The following is a 16,600-nucleotide window of genomic DNA, read 5'->3' on the forward strand; positions in this document are numbered from 1 at the left end:
CCGGGAGCGGTGTCAGGCGGCCCGATGCGCGAAAATGTCCGGATCCTGATAGCCCAGTATATCAAGACGTGCACGCGCTGGCATGAAATCAAAGCAGGCCTGCGCCACGTCGCGCCGGCCTTCGCGGTGCAGCAGGGCCTCCAGCCTTTCCCACAATGCATGCAGGTACAGCACGTCGGATGCCGCATAGCATAGCTGTTCGCGCGTCAGGTCCGTAGCACCCCAGTCCGAACTCTGCTGCTGCTTGCTCAGTTCCACCCCCAGCAGTTCCCGGCACAGATTGGCCAGGCCATGGCGGTCGGTATAGGTGCGCACCAGCTTGGAGGCGACCTTGGTGCAGATGCACGGCGCTACGGTCACATTGAACGTGTGCTGGAGAATCGCCACGTCGAACCGGGCGAAATGCATGATCTTGGGCACGCGGGCATCGGTCAGCACGCGCACCAGGTTGGGAAAGCCGGCCGCCGTTGCGTGGGGGGGAACCTGCACGAGGTGGGCCTGTCCGTCCCCTGCCGAAAGCTGGACCAGGCACAGGCGGTCACGATGCGGGTTGAGGCCCATCGTTTCGGTATCGACGGCCACCATGCCGGTAAAGGTCACATCGGCGGGCAGGTCGCCGCGATGGAAATGGATGGCATCGGGTACCGGGCTTGCAGCCATGTTGAGAACGCTCCGTCACGATAGGCCCTTCACGGTGGCAGGTCTGGCAGGCAACCGCAAGGAAGGCCGGCCGTTGCAGTGCAGGTCCGGCAGGTGCCGGGCCGCGCGGGCGAACCTGCGCGCGAAGGATGCATAGGGGGCGGTTTACACCAATTTGAACCGGGAAACAGGCAAAAAAGATACGGGGCAGACCCGGCGGGGCTGCCCTGACCAACCCCCGGAGGGGAGTAGTATCCGATTTTTCAGAAAAGCTGGTGCCCAGAAGAAGACTCGAACTTCCACGACCTTGCGGCCACAGGTACCTGAAACCTGCGCGTCTACCAATTCCGCCATCTGGGCTCAGAGGCTCCCCAGCGGAGGCCGCCGGGGTGGTGTGAGCGCTGTTTAGTCCGGCACGCGGGGGCGGTCAACAGGCTAAATGGTTTTTTTTGAAATCAGGCGCATTTTTTTCTTTTCGCCCCGTGGCATGGGGCGCGCGGGCGGGAGAATTGACTGTGCCGCCCCCGGCCCCGCATGCGAAAAAAGGCGGCAGCGCACTCACGCGCCACACACGGGAGCAGGTCATGACACGGAAGGTGGCAACGGTTTTTGGTGGATCGGGCTTTGTCGGGCAGTCCGTCGTGGGGCGTCTGGCGCGGGCGGGTTATGTGGTGCGCGTGGCCGGGCGCACCGCACGGCTGGCCGCGACCCTGCGCATGCTGGGGGATGTGGGTCAGGTGGTGCCCGTTGTCGCCTCCATCATGGACGAGGCGGGCTGCGTCGCGGCGCTGGAGGGGTGTGACCTGGCCATCAACCTGGTGGGAGTCCTCTCGCCACGCGGGCTGGCGACGTTCGAGGCGATCCATGTCGAAGGTGCCGCGCGCGTGGCCCGTCTGGCCGCCTGCGCGGGGGTGGAGCGGCTGATCCATGTCTCGGCGCTGGGGGCGGATGTCAGCAGCCCGTCCGCTTACGCCCGCAGCAAGGCGGAAGGGGAATGCGCCGTCACCCGCGCCATGCCAGGGGCGGTGATCATCCGCCCCTCGCTCATATTCGGGGTGGGCGGCCCCTTTCCCGCCATGTTCGCGCGCATGGCGCGCTTCATGCCGGTGGTGCCGGTGTTCGGGGCGGCCACCCGTTTCCAGCCGGTCTGGGTGGGGGATGTGGCCGAAGGCATGCTGCGCCTTGCAACCGATGGGTCCATGGCCGGGGTCGTGTTCGAATTTGGCGGCCCGCGCATCATGACCATGCGCCAGATCGTGGCGTGGTCGGCGCGCTGGGCGGGGCATCCGCGCCCGCTGTTCGAGGTGCCGCGCTGGCTGGCCAATGCGCAGGCCGGCGTGCTGGAGCACCTGCCCGGCAAGGTGCTGACGCGTGACCAGGTCAGGCTGCTCTATGTCGATAACGTCGTGGCGCCCGGCGCGCGCACCATCGAAATGCTGGGCATAACCCCCGCGCCGATGGACCTGATCCTGGGATAAGGGAGGGAAACTGGGGAAATTTGCCGTTTTTCCCCATAAAGGTCAGCACTGCTGTCTTTTATTTTCGCGCGGTGGTGCGTAGGTCTGTCCTTCGCCATGGGCGCGCTGGTGCTGCCGTGGCTTCCTTCTCATCCGCACACCAGGGGCAGACCGATGGCCGAGCGCATGCTGAAATTCGTCTCTGTGGCGCAGGAGCAGCCGGACAAACGGCCTGCCGGGGCGCGCCGCAGGGATTTTAACGAAATTTATGCCGAGTTCGTGCCCGCAAAGGCCGAGACGCAGGCTTCGCGCTGTTCGCAGTGTGGCGTGCCGTTCTGCTCGGTACACTGCCCGCTGGGCAACAACATCCCCGACTGGCTGATGATGACGGCGGCGGGACGGATGGAGGAGGCATACGAACTGTCGTCCGCCACCAACACCTTCCCCGAAATCTGTGGCCGCATCTGCCCGCAGGACCGCCTGTGCGAAGGCAACTGCGTGATCGAGGAAGGATTCGAAAGCGTCACCATCGGCGCGGTCGAGCGCTACATTACCGATACCGCCTTTGATAACGGCTGGGTCAGGCCGGTAAAGCCGATGGTCGAGCGGGATGAAAGTGTTGCCATCATCGGTGCCGGTCCCGGCGGGCTGGCCGCTGCGGTGCAGCTGCGCGAGCAGGGCTACCAGGTCCATGTCTATGACCGGTACGACCGTGTTGGCGGCCTGCTGATGTACGGCATCCCCGGCTTCAAGCTGGAGAAGGATATCGTCCTGCGCCGCCACAGGCTGCTGGTGGAATCGGGCGTGCAGTTCCATCTGGGCAAGGGCATTGGCGATACGGACGGTGCGGACAGCATCGCGTTTTCCACCCTGCGCGCGCGCCATGACGGCGTGCTGATCGCAACGGGTGTGTACAAGTCGCGCGATATCGGTGGCCCCGGCGCGGGGCTGGGCGGCATCGTGCGCGCGCTGGATTACCTGACGGCATCCAACCGTGTCTCGCTGGGGGACACGGTTGCCGAATATGACAGCGGCGAACTGAATGCCGCGGGCAAGTCGGTGGTGGTGATTGGCGGTGGCGATACGGCCATGGACTGCGTGCGTACCGCCATCCGGCAGGGTGCGAAGTCGGTGAAGTGCCTGTACCGCCGCGACCGCGCCAACATGCCCGGCTCGGTGCGGGAAGTGAAGAATGCCGAGGAAGAGGGCGTGGAGTTCGTCTGGCTTGCCGCCCCGCAGGCATTCGAGGGCGAGGGCGGCGTGACCGGCGTGCGTGCGACCCGCATGAAGCTGGGCCTGCCCGATGCCTCCGGCCGCCAGTCGGTCGAGCCGGTGGAAGGCAGCGCCTTTACGCTGGAAGCCGACATGGTGGTCAAGGCGCTGGGCTTCGACCCCGAACCGCTGCCCACGCTGTGGGGCCAGCCGGAACTGGAGGTCTCGCGCTGGGGCACGCTCATGGTCGATCGCAAGACGTTCATGACCAGCCTGCCCGGCGTATTCGCGGCCGGCGACATCGTGCGCGGGGCCAGCCTGGTGGTGTGGGCCATCCGCGACGGGCGGGATGCCGCAGCCCAGATGCACGCATGGCTTGAGGAATTGACGGCCGCACAGGCCGAGGTGGCGGAGTAAGCATGATGGACCAGTTTGAAAACCAGCCCACCGGTTTCGTTCAGGAATGGCAGGACAATGCACAGGCCATCTCCGGCCTGTACACCCCCGCTGATGAGCATGATGCCTGTGGTGTGGGCATGGTCGCAGCCCTTGATGGCAAGCCGCGCCGCGACGTGGTGGAAGCGGGCATCGCGGCCCTGAAGGCCGTGTGGCACCGGGGTGCTGTCGATGCCGATGGCAAGACCGGCGATGGCGCGGGCATCCATGTCGAGATCCCGCAGGATTTCTTTGCCGACGCGATCCATGCCGGTGGCGCCGAAGGCGGGGTGGACAGCCAGATCGCGGTGGGCATGGTCTTCCTGCCCAAGACCGATATCGCGGCCCAGGAACGCTGCCGCCAGATCATCGAAAGCGAGATCCTGGCGTTTGGCTACAGCATCTATGGCTGGCGGCAGGTGCCCATCAATACCGACTGCATTGGTGAGAAGGCCAATGCCACCCGCCCCGAGATCGAGCAGATCCTGATCCGCAACCTGCCCGGCAGTGCCGAGGCCGAGTTCGAGCGCGACCTGTACGTGATCCGCCGCAAGATCGAGAAAAGTGCGATCGCCAATCAGGTGGACCTGTATGTCTGCTCGCTGTCGTGCCGTTCACTGATCTACAAGGGCATGTTCCTGGCCGAGCACCTGACGGAGTTCTATCCCGACCTGCTCGACCCGCGCTTCGTCAGCCGCTTTGCCATCTATCACCAGCGGTACTCGACCAACACCTTCCCCACATGGAAGCTGGCCCAGCCCTTCCGCAGGCTGGCCCATAATGGTGAGATCAACACCATCTCGGGCAACGTCAACTGGATGAAAAGCCACGAGACCCGGCTGGCCGATCCCGTCCTTGACCCGTACATGGACGACCTCAAGCCCGTGGTGCAGGCGCAGGGGTCGGACACGGCGTGTTTTGACAACGTGTTCGAACTGCTGACATTCGCCGGTCGTGACGCGCCCATGGCGCGCTGCCTTATGGTACCGGCCAGCCTGGGCGGCAATTCCGCCATGCCGCAGCGCCACCGGGACATGTATTCCTACTGCAACGCGGTGATGGAGCCGTGGGACGGGCCTGCCGCCATCTGTGCCACCGACGGGCGCTGGATGGTGGCCGGCCTTGACCGCAGCGGCCTGCGCCCGCTGCGCTATACCGTGACCGGCAGCGGCCTGCTGATCGTGGGGTCCGAGACGGGCATGGTAAAGGTGCCCGAAGCCGATATCGTCAGCCGTGGCCGCCTTGGGCCGGGGCAGTCGCTCGCACTCGACCTGCATACGGCAAGGCTCTACAGCAACGAGGAACTGCTGGATGAACTGTCCGGCCGACAGGATTTCTCCGCCTGGGTCAGGCGCACGCAGGAAATCTCCAGCATCGTCCGCCCCGATGGCAGCGAGCCGGTGCTGTATGATGCCGAGATGCTGCGCCGCCGCCAGCTTGCCGTTGGCCTGACGCTGGAAGACCTTGAGACCATTCTCCAGCCGATGGTGGAAAATGCGTCCGAGGCCATCGGTTCGATGGGGGATGATACGCCGCTGGCCGTGCTGTCCACCCGCTACCGGGGGCTTGCGCATTATTTCCGCCAGGCGTTCAGCCAGGTCACCAACCCGCCCATCGACAGCCTGCGGGAGACGCGGGTGATGAGCCTCGTGACCCGGCTGGGCAACCTTGGCAACATCCTGGAGGAAAGCGAGAGCCAGTGCGACCTGCTCCAGCTGCCCTCTCCGGTGCTGACCACGGGTGAATTCCAGGCGCTGGTCGATTTCTGTGGCAAGGATGCCTGCATCATCGACTGCACCTTCCCCGCCGCCGACGGGGAAGCGGGCCTGCGGGCCGCCATCGCCCGCATCCGGGCCGAGGCCGAGGACCGCGTGCGCCAGGGCTGCACCCATGTCTTCCTGACCGATGAGCACCAGTCGGGTGAACACGCCTACATTCCCATGATCCTGGCAACGGCTGCGGTGCATACGCATCTTGTGCGCCAGTCGCTGCGTACGTTCACCTCGCTCAATGTCCGTTCGGCGGGGGCGCTGGACGTGCATGCCATCGCGGTCACGATCGGGGTGGGGGCGACCACGGTCAATCCGTATCTTGCGCAGGAAAGCATCGCCGACCGCCACCGCCGTGGCCTGTTTGGCAAGCTGACACTGAGCGAGTCGGTGGAGCGCTACCGCAAGGCGGTGAACAAGGGCCTGCTCAAGATCATGTCCAAGATGGGTATCTCCATCGTGGCATCGTATCGTGGCGGCTATAATTTCGAGGCCATCGGGCTGTCGCGCGCGCTGACGGCGGAGTTCTTTCCCGGCATGCCCTCGCGCATTTCCGGCATCGGCCTGACCGGTATCGCGCGCAATGTGCTCAGCTTCCATCACAAGGCATGGAACCGGCAGGTCGAAACCCTGTCCGTCGGCGGGCGCTACAAGCTGCGCCGCAGTGGAGAGGTGCATGCCTTTGACGGCAACCTGATCCACATGCTCCAGACCGCCGTGACCACGGGCAGCTTCTCGGTCTACCAGCGTTATGCCGATGCGGTGCGCCGCCAGCCGCCGGTGGCGCTGCGTGACCTGCTGGATTTCCGTGGCGGGCGCACGGCCATCCCCGTGGAATCGGTCGAGAGCATCACCGAACTGCGCAAGCGCCTGATCGCCCCCGGCATTTCGCTGGGCGCACTCAGCCCCGAAGCGCATGAAACGCTGTCCATCGCCATGAACCGCATCGGCGCCAAGTCCGATTCGGGTGAGGGCGGTGAAGACCCGGCACGCGCGAAGCCGCGCCCCAACGGGGATAACGCATCCTCTGCCATCAAGCAGATCGCGTCGGGCCGTTTTGGCGTGACCGCGCAGTATCTCAATGACTGCCGCGAGATCGAGATCAAGATGGCGCAGGGGGCCAAGCCCGGCGAGGGCGGGCAGCTTCCCGGCTTCAAGGTCACGGGCCTGATTGCAAAGCTGCGCCATGCGACCGAAGGCGTGACCCTGATCTCGCCCCCGCCGCACCATGACATCTATTCGATCGAGGACTTGGCCCAGCTCATCTACGATCTCAAGCAGATCAACCCCGAGGCCACCGTGACCGTGAAGCTGGTCGCCCGCTCCGGCATCGGCACGATCGCGGCCGGTGTGGCCAAGGCCAAGGCGGATGCGATCCTGATTTCCGGTCATTCCGGCGGCACGGGCGCAAGCCCGCAGTCTTCGGTCAAGTATGCGGGCATGCCGTGGGAACTGGGTCTGGCGGAAGCGCATCAGGTCCTGATGCTCAACCGCCTGCGCCACCGGGTGAAGCTGCGCGCCGATGGCGGGCTGAAAACCGGGCGTGATGTGGTGATCGCCGCCATGCTGGGGGCGGAGGAATTCGGCATCGGCACCGCAAGCCTTGTGGCCATGGGCTGCATCATGGTGCGCCAGTGCCATTCCAACACCTGCCCCGTGGGCGTGTGCACGCAGGATGACGAACTGCGCCGCAAGTTCGAGGGCACGCCGGAGAAGGTGATCAACCTGTTCTCCTTCATTGCCGAGGACGTGCGCAACATCCTCGCCTCGCTGGGTTTTGCCACGCTGAACGAGATCATCGGCCGCACCGACCTGCTGCATCAGGTGCTGCGCGGGGCGGACTACCTTGATGACCTTGACCTCAATTCGCTGCTGGCCCAGGCGGACCCCGGCCCCTATGGCCGCTACTGCACGCGAGAGGGCCGCAACGAAGTGCCCGAGACGCTGGATGCGCAGATGATTGCCGATGCGCGCCCGCTGTTCGACCATGGTGAGAAGATGCAACTGCAGTACAACGTGCAGAACACGCATCGCGCCATCGGCACGCGCATTTCCTCGCTGATCGTGCGGCAGTTCGGCATGAGCACGCTGGCACCGGGCCACCTTACGGTGCGGCTGCGTGGTTCGGCCGGGCAGTCGCTGGGGGCGTTCGCGGTGCAGGGCCTCAAGCTCGAGGTGCTGGGCGATGCCAACGACTATGTGGGCAAGGGGCTTTCGGGGGCGACCATCGTGGTGCGGCCTTCGCCTTCCTCCAGCCTTGTCTCGAACGAGAACGCGATTATCGGCAACACGGTGCTGTATGGCGCCACGGCCGGTGCGCTGTATGCGGCAGGCCAGGCGGGCGAGCGCTTTGCGGTGCGTAACTCGGGTGCCACCGCCGTGGTCGAGGGCTGCGGGTCCAACGGCTGTGAATACATGACCGGCGGCACGGTGGTTATCCTGGGCGATACGGGCGACAATTTTGGCGCGGGCTTTACCGGCGGCATGGCGTTTGTATACGACGCCAGCGGCACCTTTGCCGAGCGCGTGAACCCCGATACCGTCATGTGGTGCCGCGTGCAGGACCCGAAATGGGAAGCCGTGCTGCGTGAACAGGTCGAGATCCATGCCCGCGAGACCGGCAGCCACTATGCCGAACTGCTGCTGCATAACTGGGACAGGACGCTGCCGCGTTTCTGGCATGTCGTGCCCACGGAATATGCGCGTGTGATCGGCTTCGAGGCCCCGGCCCTGGCGCGGGGAGCGTAAGCCGCCGCAGCCTTTTTTCCAGTCATGACCAGCAGGGGAGCCGGGCGGCAATGCCCGGCTCCTTTCGTATGCGGGGCAGAATATTGGCCAGCGGGGTCGCGCGGGCTTGCGGGACGCATTAGGTTTGACCACATGGGAATCGCGGGGCTGGCGCATGGGTGCCGGGCCTGCCTGATGTGATGGTTGGTGGTCGATCTATGTCCAAAGCGTATTTTTCCGCTCCCGTATCCGCCCTTTCGCCCGTGCGGGAGGAAGCGGGCCAGCCCTCTGGCGGTGCGCCCGGCCTGTCGGGCCTGCCGCGATGGGACCTGTCGGATCTGTATGAAGGCCCGCAGGCCCCACAGCTTGCCACCGACCTGGATCAGGCGGATGCGGATTCGCAGGATTTCGCCCGCGTGTGGCAGGGCCGCCTGGCCAGCGTGGCCGGCGGCGAACTTGCGCAGGCCATTGCCGAATACCAGCGGATTGACGAAGTGCTGGGCCGGGCCGGGTCATATGCCCAGCTGCTGTTCGCGGCCAATACATCGGATTCGGAGGTGGCGCGCTTCGCCCAGTCGGTCAATGAGCGGCTGACCGCTATTTCCACCCATCTGCTGTTCTTCACGCTCGAGATCAACCGGATTCCCGATGACGTGCTGGCCGCCCAGATGAGCGATCCGGCACTGGCCCACTGGGCGCCTTTCCTGCGTGACCTGCGTGTCTTCCGCCCCTACCAGCTTCCCGACGAGGTGGAGGCGGTGCTGCATGAAAAATCGGTCACCGGCCCGGCCGCGTGGAACCGCCTGTTTGACGAGACGATGGCCGGGCTGCGCGTGCGCGTGGGCGGCGAGAGCCTGACACTGGGCAACGCGCTGGATACCATGTCCAGTCCCGATCGCAGCGTGCGCGCCAGTGCCGCGCGCGCCATTGGCGATGAACTGGGCCGGAACGTGAAGCTGTTCTCGCTCATTACCAACACGCTGGCCAAGGACAAGGCGATCATGGACGGGCTGCGGCATTACCCGCGCCCCACATCGGCGCGCAACTGCGCCAACATGGTCGAGGACGAGGTGGTCGACGCGCTGGTGCAGGCCGTGACCGAAGCCTATCCGCGCCTGTCGCACCGCTATTACGCGCTCAAGGCGAAGTGGCTGGGGCTGGAAAAGCTGGAATACTGGGACCGCAATGCCCCGCTGACCACGCAGGATGAACCGCTGATCGGGTGGACGGAGGCGACCGGGCAGGTGCTGGGTGCCTATGAGGGCTTCGATCCGCGCATGGGAAAGGTGGCGAAGGAATTTTTCGACCATGCATGGATTGACGCGCCCCCGGTGCCGGGCAAGGCGTCGGGCGCGTTCGCCCATCCTACGGTGCCGTCGGTCCATCCCTACCTGCTGCTCAACTACCGTGGCCGCACGCGCGATGTGATGACACTGGCGCATGAACTGGGTCATGGCGTGCATCAGGTGCTGGCGGGACGGCAGGGCTACCTCATGTCCAGCACGCCGCTCACCCTGGCCGAGACCGCCAGCGTGTTTGGCGAGATGCTGACCTTCCGCGCGCTGCTTGATGCCCAGACCGATCCCACACGCCGCAGGCTCATGCTGGCGGCCAAGGTGGAGGACATGCTCAACACCGTGGTGCGTCAGGTCGCCTTCTACCGTTTCGAGACACTGGTGCATGAGGAACGCCGCAAGGGTGAACTGCTGCCCGCGCGCATTGGCGAGATCTGGCGCCAGACCCAGGCCGAAAGCCTTGGCCCCGCCTTCAACTTCACGCCGGATTATGATGTGTACTGGACCTATGTCCCGCATTTCATCCATTCACCATTTTATGTGTACGCCTATGCCTTTGGTGATTGTCTGGTAAACGCGCTATACGGTGTGTTCCACTCCGGGCATCCGGGTTTTCAGGACAAGTATCTCGACATGCTGGCGGCAGGCGGCACGAAGCGGCACCGTGAACTGCTTGCCCCCTTCGGGCTGGATGCGGCGGACCCCGGTTTCTGGCAGAAGGGGCTGGATGTGATCGCCGGATTTATTGATGAACTGGAGCGTGTCTGACGTGGCGGATGAACGGAATATCGACAATACCGGCCTGTTTGGTGAATTCCGCCGCATGGTGCGCACGTCGGGCACGGTGGGCGGCATTGCCGCCCGTATTGCCGGGCACAAGATGGGGTTCCGCCCCTCCAGCCAGAGCATCCATGCCGAGGACCTGAAAAGCGTGCTGGGCGGGCTGAAAGGCCCGCTGATGAAGGGCGCGCAGCTTCTGTCCACCATTCCCGGTGCCCTGCCCGAGGAATACGCCAAGGAACTGGCCCAGCTTCAGGCCAATGCGCCGCCCATGGGGTGGAATTTCGTCCGCCGCCGCATGTCCGCCGAACTGGGACCGAACTGGGAGCGCAGTTTCCGCTCCTTCAGCCGCGAGGCCTCGGCCGCCGCAAGCCTGGGGCAGGTCCACCGCGCGGTCCTGCCCGACGGGCGGGAGGTGGCGTGCAAGCTGCAGTATCCGGACATGAAATCAACGGTCGAATCCGACCTGCGCCAGTTCCGTCTGGCGGTGGGACTGTTCTACCGGCTGGACAGCACGATCTGCCAGGATGACGTGCTGGAAGAACTTCAGGACCGGCTGTACGAGGAACTGGATTACCAGCGCGAGGCCGCGAACATGCGGCTCTACCACCTGATGCTGGCCGATTTTCCGGACGTGACCATTCCCCGGCCCATCGATGCCCTGTGCACCCGGCGCCTGCTGACCATGGAATGGGTCAACGGGCGCGGCGTGCAGAAGGTGCTGGACACCAACCCCACGCAGGAAGAGCGCAACAGCATGGCGCGTGCCCTGTTCCGCGCCTGGTATGCCCCGCTTTACCGTTACGGCGTGATCCATGGGGACCCGCACATGGGCAATTTTACCGTGCGCGATGATTTCGGGATCAACCTGCTTGATTTTGGTGCGATCCGCATTTTCCCGCCGCGTTTTGTACAGGGCATCATCGACCTGCACAGGGCGATCGAGACGGATGACGAGGATCTGGCCATGCATGCCTATGCGGCATGGGGCTTTACCAACCTGTCGCGTGACACGATGCGTGTGCTCAATGAATGGGCGCGCTTCATCTATGGCCCGCTGCTGGACGACCGTGAACGCTTCATTCAGGAAGATAACGACCCGCAATACGGCCGGGCCGTGGCCGAGCGGGTCTATAACGGCCTGAAGCGTACCGGGGGGGTGCAGCCGCCGCGCGAATTCGTGCTGGTGGACCGGTCCGCCGTGGGGCTGGGCAGCGTGTTCCTGCGGCTGAAGGCAAAAGTGAACTGGCACCGGCTGTTTCAGGAAGTGGCGGCGGATTTCAATGAAGCCGCACTGGCCCGGCGGCAGGCCGATGCCCTGCGCGAAGCCCGCGTGCCGCCGCCCCTGGGCGCACGGGCGTGATGGGAAGGGGGGTGCGATCCCGCCATGTGGCCCTTGCGTCGCGGCGGCGGCATCCCCACTGTGTCTAGTCATGGCAACAGCATCGCGTAGCAGGAAAAAGAAAACGACCGACATCGACCCGGCGGACATGCCTGTCCTGTTCCAGCCGGAGCGGCAGGCGGCAAAGCCCAAGGTCAACAGGTTCCGGGTCCATTCCCCTTACGAACCCGCAGGCGACCAGCCCACGGCCATTGCCGAACTGGTCAGCGGCGTGGAGGGGGGCGAGCGGGACCAGGTACTTCTGGGTGTGACCGGGTCGGGCAAGACCTTCACCATGGCCAAGATCATCGAGGCGACGCAGAAGCCGACCCTGGTGCTGGCCCCCAACAAGACACTTGCCGCCCAGCTTTATGCGGAGATGAAGCAGTTCTTCCCCGATAACGCGGTGGAGTATTTTGTCAGTTACTACGATTACTACCAGCCCGAAGCCTATGTGCCCCGGTCGGATACGTATATCGAAAAAGACAGCCAGATAAACGAGCAGATCGACCGCATGCGCCACGCCGCCACACAGGCGCTGCTGGAGCGTAACGATGTGATCATCGTGGCCTCGGTCTCGTGCATTTACGGTATCGGCTCGGTCGAGACCTATTCGCGCATGGTGGTCAAGCTGGAAGTTGGCGGCGAGATTGACCGCGACAAGCTGATCAGGGGGCTGGTTGAACTACAGTACCGTCGTAACGATGCCGCCTTCCAGCGCGGCACCTTCCGCGTGCGGGGCGAGACGATCGATGTCTTTCCCGTCCAGAACGAGGACCGGGCCTGGCGCATCAGCCTGTTCGGCGATGAGATTGACGAGATCAGCGAATTCGACCCGCTGACGGGCGAGAAGACTGGCGATCTCGAATCCATCAGCATCTATGCCAACAGCCATTACGTCACCCCACGCCCCACGCTGACGCAGGCGATGATGGGCATAAAGCAGGAACTGCGCGAGACGCTGGCCCGCTTCAGTGAGGAAGGCAAGCTGCTGGAGGCCGAGCGCCTGCAGCAGCGTACGACCTTCGACCTTGAAATGATCGAGACGACAGGCGTGTGCAAGGGGATCGAGAACTATTCGCGCTACCTGTCGGGCCGCGCCCCGGGGGAGCCGCCGCCCACCCTGTTTGAATACCTGCCCGAGGACGCGCTGCTGATCGTGGATGAAAGCCATGTGACCGTGCCCCAGATTGGCGGCATGGAGCGCGGCGACCACGCCCGCAAGTCGGTGCTGGCGGAATTCGGCTTCCGCCTGCCATCATGCCTGGACAACCGCCCGCTCACCTTTGCCGAATGGGATTCGTACCGCCCGCAGACCGTGTTCGTCAGCGCCACCCCCGGCCCGTGGGAAATGCGCCGGACGGAAGGCGTGTTTGCCGAACAGGTGATCCGCCCCACCGGCCTGATCGACCCGGTCACCATCGTCCGCCCCGTGGAGCACCAGGTGGACGACCTGCTGGCCGAATGCCGCCAGACCATTGCCGATGGCGGGCGCGTGCTGGTCACCACCCTGACCAAGCGCATGGCGGAAGACCTGACGGAATACATGAACGAGGCAGGCATCCGCGTGCGTTATCTGCATTCGGATGTGGACACGCTGGAGCGTATCGAGATCATCCGTGACCTGCGGCTGGGCGCGTTTGACGTGCTGATCGGCATCAACCTGCTGCGGGAGGGGCTGGATATTCCCGAATGCTCGCTGGTGGCCATTCTTGATGCCGACAAGGAAGGCTTCCTGCGTTCGCGCACCTCACTCATCCAGACCATAGGCCGTGCCGCGCGTAACGTGGACGGGCGCGTGCTGCTCTATGCCGACAGGATGACCGACAGCCTTGCCTATGCCATCGAGGAAACCGCGCGCCGACGTGAAAAGCAGAACCTGTGGAACGAGGAGCACGGCATAACACCCCAGTCCGTGCGCAAGCATATCGGGGAGGCCATCTCCTCGGTCTTCGAGCAGGATTACGTGACCGTGTCCCCCACGGCCGATGGCAGCGTGCAGGAAATGGTGGGCAAGGATTACAAGGCCGCCATTGCCGAACTGGAAAAGAAGATGCGCGCGGCCTCGGCGGAACTGGAATTCGAGACCGCGGCCCACCTGCGTGACGAGATCCGCAGGCTGGAAGCCCTGGAACTGGGTATTGAGCCACCGCCGCTGCCGCAGTCCAGCGCGGGCAGGCCGGGCACCAGCCCCAAGGCGATCGCACGGCGCAACCGTGGCCCGGTGCCGCTGGGGCCGGGGGGCGGCGGGTATGATCCGCAACAGGCAAAGGGCAGGGGCAGGCGGCGTGGATGACAGGGCGACACCCGCACCCTGTGCGGGCCAGCATGAGCGTGGCATCTCCTCCACGCTGGAACTGTACGCGGGGGAGACGGCCCTGGGGCTGCTGCCCGACGTGGGGGGGAGCATCGCATACTGGCGGAGCGGGGATATGGAATTCCTGCGCCCCGTAACCGACCCCCACCTTGTGGCCCAGCATGGCCGGGCGGTGGCGGGTTACCCGCTTGTGCCGTTTTCCAATCGTGTGGCAGGCGACCATTTCCGTTTTGAGGGAGTGGACTACCACCTTGCCCCCAGTTTTGCCGGCGAGAACTGTGCCATCCACGGCAACGGGTGGCAGCGGCGGTGGCGAATCGACATGCTGTCGGACAGCAGCGCCACCCTGACGCTGGAGCACACGGCCACGCGCGAACTCGCGCCCCAGTGGCCGTTCAGCTATCGCGCGCAGCTGCGCTATGACCTGCGGGAAGCAGGTCTTTCCATCGGTCTCCTGCTGGAGAACACCGATACCCGCGACCAGCCCGTGGGCATGGGGTTCCATCCCTATTTTCCCCGTCATGACGGTCTGAAACTGGGTTTTGCCGCCAGCAGTGTCTGGACGAACGGGCCAGACCACATGCCTGCCCTGCGCATTCCGGCGGAAGGGCCGTGGTCGTTCGCCCATATGCGCGATGTGGGGCAGGCCGCCATTGACAACTGCTATGGCGGGTGGTCCGGCAGTGCCTTCCTGCGCTGGCCCCGCAGGGGCTATGCGCTGACGGTGGAAGCCAGCCCCGAACTGCGCCATCTGGTCCTGTTCACACCCCCCGCGCATCCCTATATCGGGCTGGAGCCGGTCAGTAACATGAATGATGGCCTCAACCGTCCCGGTATAGCCGATGCCGGCATGCGCGTACTGGCCCCCGGCCAGAAGATGGAAGGCCATATCCGCATGACGGTGGCCCGATGCTGAACGGCCGCGCGCCGTCCGGCCCGAAGGATGGCAAGCCCGGTTCCACCAGCCTGTCATGTTATGTCACACCGGCGGGAATCGCCGTGATGCGCGCCGAGCTGAATGTCCTGCTGCGCGATGAACGGCCGAAGATTGTCGAGATCGTTTCCTGGGCGGCAGGCAATGGCGACCGTTCCGAAAACGGGGATTACCAGTACGGCAAGCGGCGCCTGCGCGAGATCGACCGCCGCATCCGCTTCCTGACCAAGCGTATAGATAACGCCGTTGTTGTCGATCCGGCGGCCCAGCCCCAGCGCGGGCGGGTGTTTTTTGGCGCGACCGTGACCTATGTTACGGAACGCGACGAGGAACGGACGGTTACCATCCTTGGCGTGGACGAGGCCGACATGGCGGCGGGGCAGATCAGCCTTGTCTCGCCCGTGGCGCGTGCGCTGATGCGCGCGGCCGTGGGCGACGAGGTCCGGCTTGCCACCCCGCGTGGCGAGGAGATGATAGAGGTTCTGGCCATTTCCTATCCGCCCGCGCCGTAACAAGGGGGCTGGCAGTGCGGCCCAAGGCATATTATGACATTTGTCGCGGACAGTTTCAGTCCGTGACTGTCGGCTGGAGCCGGTTCCGTCCCGTGTGGAGAAAACACTTACATGTCACGCCCCCTGAAGGTTGCCGTCCAGATGGACCCGCTTGGTGGTATCGACATCAATGGCGATTCAACCTTTGCCATGATGCTGGAGGCACAGGCCCGGGGGTATGAACTGTTCGTCTACCAGGTCGAGGCACTGAGCCTGAGCGAGGGCCGCACGGCCCCCCATGGCCGGCAGCGTACCGACCGCGTGACGGCCCGCGCCCGTCCGGTCACGGTGCGGCGCAAGGCGGGGGATCACGCCACGGCCGGGGCCGAGCAGGTGATTGACCTGGCCGGCATGGACGTGGTGCTGATGCGCCAGGACCCGCCATTCGACATGGCCTACATCACCGCCACCCATATCCTGGAACATATCCATGGTGTGGGACCGGACCGGGCGCTGGTGGTCAACAATCCCGCCGCCGTGCGCAACGCGCCCGAAAAGATACTGGTCACGCACTATCCCGACCTGATGCCGCCAACACTGGTGACATGGGATGTGAAGGCAATACTGGAATTCCGGGCGAAGTGGCGGGACATCATCGTCAAGCCCCTGTTCGGCAACGGGGGGGCGGGCGTGTTCCGCATCCGCGAGGATGACCCCAACCTCAACGCCCTGCTGGAAATGCATTTCGCCCGCTCGCGCGAACCGCTGATGATCCAGCGCTACGAACCCGCCGTACGCAGGGGGGACAAGCGGATCATCCTGGTCGATGGCCGGCCCGTCGGCGCGATCGACCGCATCCCGGCGGAAGGGGAGACACGCTCCAACATGCATGTGGGTGGCAGGCCCGTCCGCGCGGAACTGACCGCGCGTGACCGCGAGATCTGTGACACCATCGGCCCCATGCTGCGTGATGCGGGGCTTATTTTTGTGGGAATTGATGTGATCGGTGAATGGTTGACCGAGATCAATGTCACCTCGCCCACCGGCCTGCAGGAAATCGACCGTTTTGACGGGATCAATACGGCAGGCCTGATATGGGACGCGATCGAGGCCCGTCTGGCGGCCGGGACCGTGGGCGCCTAAGGGCATGGGCGATGGTGTTC

10 protein-coding genes and 1 tRNA gene are annotated in these 16,600 nt (G+C 64.7%); 9 read left to right on the plus strand and 2 right to left on the minus strand.

Annotated elements, in window-relative coordinates:
* Window positions 1-12: 12 nt before the first annotated feature.
* Both CFR78_RS06905 and CFR78_RS06910 read right to left on the minus strand, forming a co-directional pair.
* Complete coding sequence (locus tag CFR78_RS06905; RefSeq protein WP_007399197.1) at window positions 13-660, minus strand: ribonuclease D; 648 nt, start codon at window positions 658-660, stop codon at window positions 13-15.
* Between the two features lie 252 nt (window positions 661-912).
* A tRNA-Leu gene (locus tag CFR78_RS06910) sits at window positions 913-999 on the minus strand.
* Between the two features lie 224 nt (window positions 1,000-1,223).
* On the opposite strand from CFR78_RS06910, the gene CFR78_RS06915 reads away from it, so the two are divergent.
* The 9 genes from CFR78_RS06915 to gshB all read left to right on the plus strand — a co-directional run bounded on the left by CFR78_RS06915 (window position 1,224) and on the right by gshB (window position 16,580).
* Window positions 1,224-2,117 (plus strand): complex I NDUFA9 subunit family protein, encoded by an 894-nt coding sequence (locus CFR78_RS06915; protein ID WP_034929239.1) that lies wholly within the window; start codon window positions 1,224-1,226, stop codon window positions 2,115-2,117.
* A gap of 153 nt (window positions 2,118-2,270) precedes the next feature.
* The gene (locus tag CFR78_RS06920) at window positions 2,271-3,725 is read left to right on the plus strand and encodes an NAD(P)-dependent oxidoreductase (protein WP_034929242.1); all 1,455 of its coding nucleotides are present in this window, start codon (window positions 2,271-2,273) and stop codon (window positions 3,723-3,725) included.
* Window positions 3,726-3,727: 2 nt separating this feature from the next.
* Window positions 3,728-8,260 (plus strand): glutamate synthase large subunit, encoded by a 4,533-nt coding sequence (gene gltB / locus CFR78_RS06925; protein ID WP_034929245.1) that lies wholly within the window; start codon window positions 3,728-3,730, stop codon window positions 8,258-8,260.
* A gap of 197 nt (window positions 8,261-8,457) precedes the next feature.
* Complete coding sequence (locus CFR78_RS06930; protein ID WP_110581048.1) at window positions 8,458-10,302, plus strand: M3 family oligoendopeptidase; 1,845 nt, start codon at window positions 8,458-8,460, stop codon at window positions 10,300-10,302.
* Window positions 10,283-11,677: an ABC1 kinase family protein gene (locus CFR78_RS06935; protein ID WP_034929253.1), complete on the plus strand. Its 1,395-nt coding sequence runs from the start codon at window positions 10,283-10,285 to the stop codon at window positions 11,675-11,677. Before CFR78_RS06930 ends, CFR78_RS06935 begins: the two co-directional genes overlap by 20 nt.
* Before the next feature lie 70 nt (window positions 11,678-11,747).
* Window positions 11,748-13,991, plus strand: a complete 2,244-nt coding sequence (uvrB, locus tag CFR78_RS06940; RefSeq protein WP_034929256.1) for an excinuclease ABC subunit UvrB — start codon at window positions 11,748-11,750, stop codon at window positions 13,989-13,991.
* Window positions 13,992-14,034: 43 nt separating this feature from the next.
* The gene (locus CFR78_RS06945) at window positions 14,035-14,928 is read left to right on the plus strand and encodes an aldose 1-epimerase (RefSeq protein WP_034929365.1); all 894 of its coding nucleotides are present in this window, start codon (window positions 14,035-14,037) and stop codon (window positions 14,926-14,928) included.
* Window positions 14,922-15,458, plus strand: coding sequence for a transcription elongation factor GreB (gene greB, locus CFR78_RS06950; protein ID WP_110581049.1), 537 nt, complete (start codon window positions 14,922-14,924; stop codon window positions 15,456-15,458). Before CFR78_RS06945 ends, greB begins: the two co-directional genes overlap by 7 nt.
* A 111-nt stretch (window positions 15,459-15,569) precedes the next feature.
* Entirely contained in the window at window positions 15,570-16,580 is a 1,011-nt protein-coding gene (gshB, locus tag CFR78_RS06955) for a glutathione synthase (RefSeq protein ID WP_034929258.1), read from the plus strand.
* Window positions 16,581-16,600: the final 20 nt, after the last annotated feature.

This window comes from Komagataeibacter rhaeticus (assembly GCF_003207855.1).
In the GTDB taxonomy this organism is placed as follows: Bacteria; Pseudomonadota; Alphaproteobacteria; order Acetobacterales; family Acetobacteraceae; genus Komagataeibacter; species Komagataeibacter rhaeticus.

What these genes read in the sequence shown, in the direction of transcription:
- gltB (WP_034929245.1), top strand. Translation starts at nt 3,728, where the DNA reads ATGATGGACCAGTTTGAAAACCAGCCCACCGGTTTCGTTCAGGAATGG.
- CFR78_RS06920 (WP_034929242.1), top strand. Translation starts at nt 2,271, where the DNA reads ATGGCCGAGCGCATGCTGAAATTCGTCTCTGTGGCGCAGGAGCAGCCG.
- gshB (WP_034929258.1), top strand. Translation starts at nt 15,570, where the DNA reads ATGTCACGCCCCCTGAAGGTTGCCGTCCAGATGGACCCGCTTGGTGGT.
- uvrB (WP_034929256.1), top strand. Translation starts at nt 11,748, where the DNA reads ATGGCAACAGCATCGCGTAGCAGGAAAAAGAAAACGACCGACATCGAC.
- CFR78_RS06915 (WP_034929239.1), top strand. Translation starts at nt 1,224, where the DNA reads ATGACACGGAAGGTGGCAACGGTTTTTGGTGGATCGGGCTTTGTCGGG.
- CFR78_RS06935 (WP_034929253.1), top strand. Translation starts at nt 10,283, where the DNA reads ATGAACTGGAGCGTGTCTGACGTGGCGGATGAACGGAATATCGACAAT.
- CFR78_RS06930 (WP_110581048.1), top strand. Translation starts at nt 8,458, where the DNA reads ATGTCCAAAGCGTATTTTTCCGCTCCCGTATCCGCCCTTTCGCCCGTG.
- CFR78_RS06905 (WP_007399197.1), bottom strand. Translation starts at nt 660, where the DNA reads ATGGCTGCAAGCCCGGTACCCGATGCCATCCATTTCCATCGCGGCGAC.
- greB (WP_110581049.1), top strand. Translation starts at nt 14,922, where the DNA reads ATGCTGAACGGCCGCGCGCCGTCCGGCCCGAAGGATGGCAAGCCCGGT.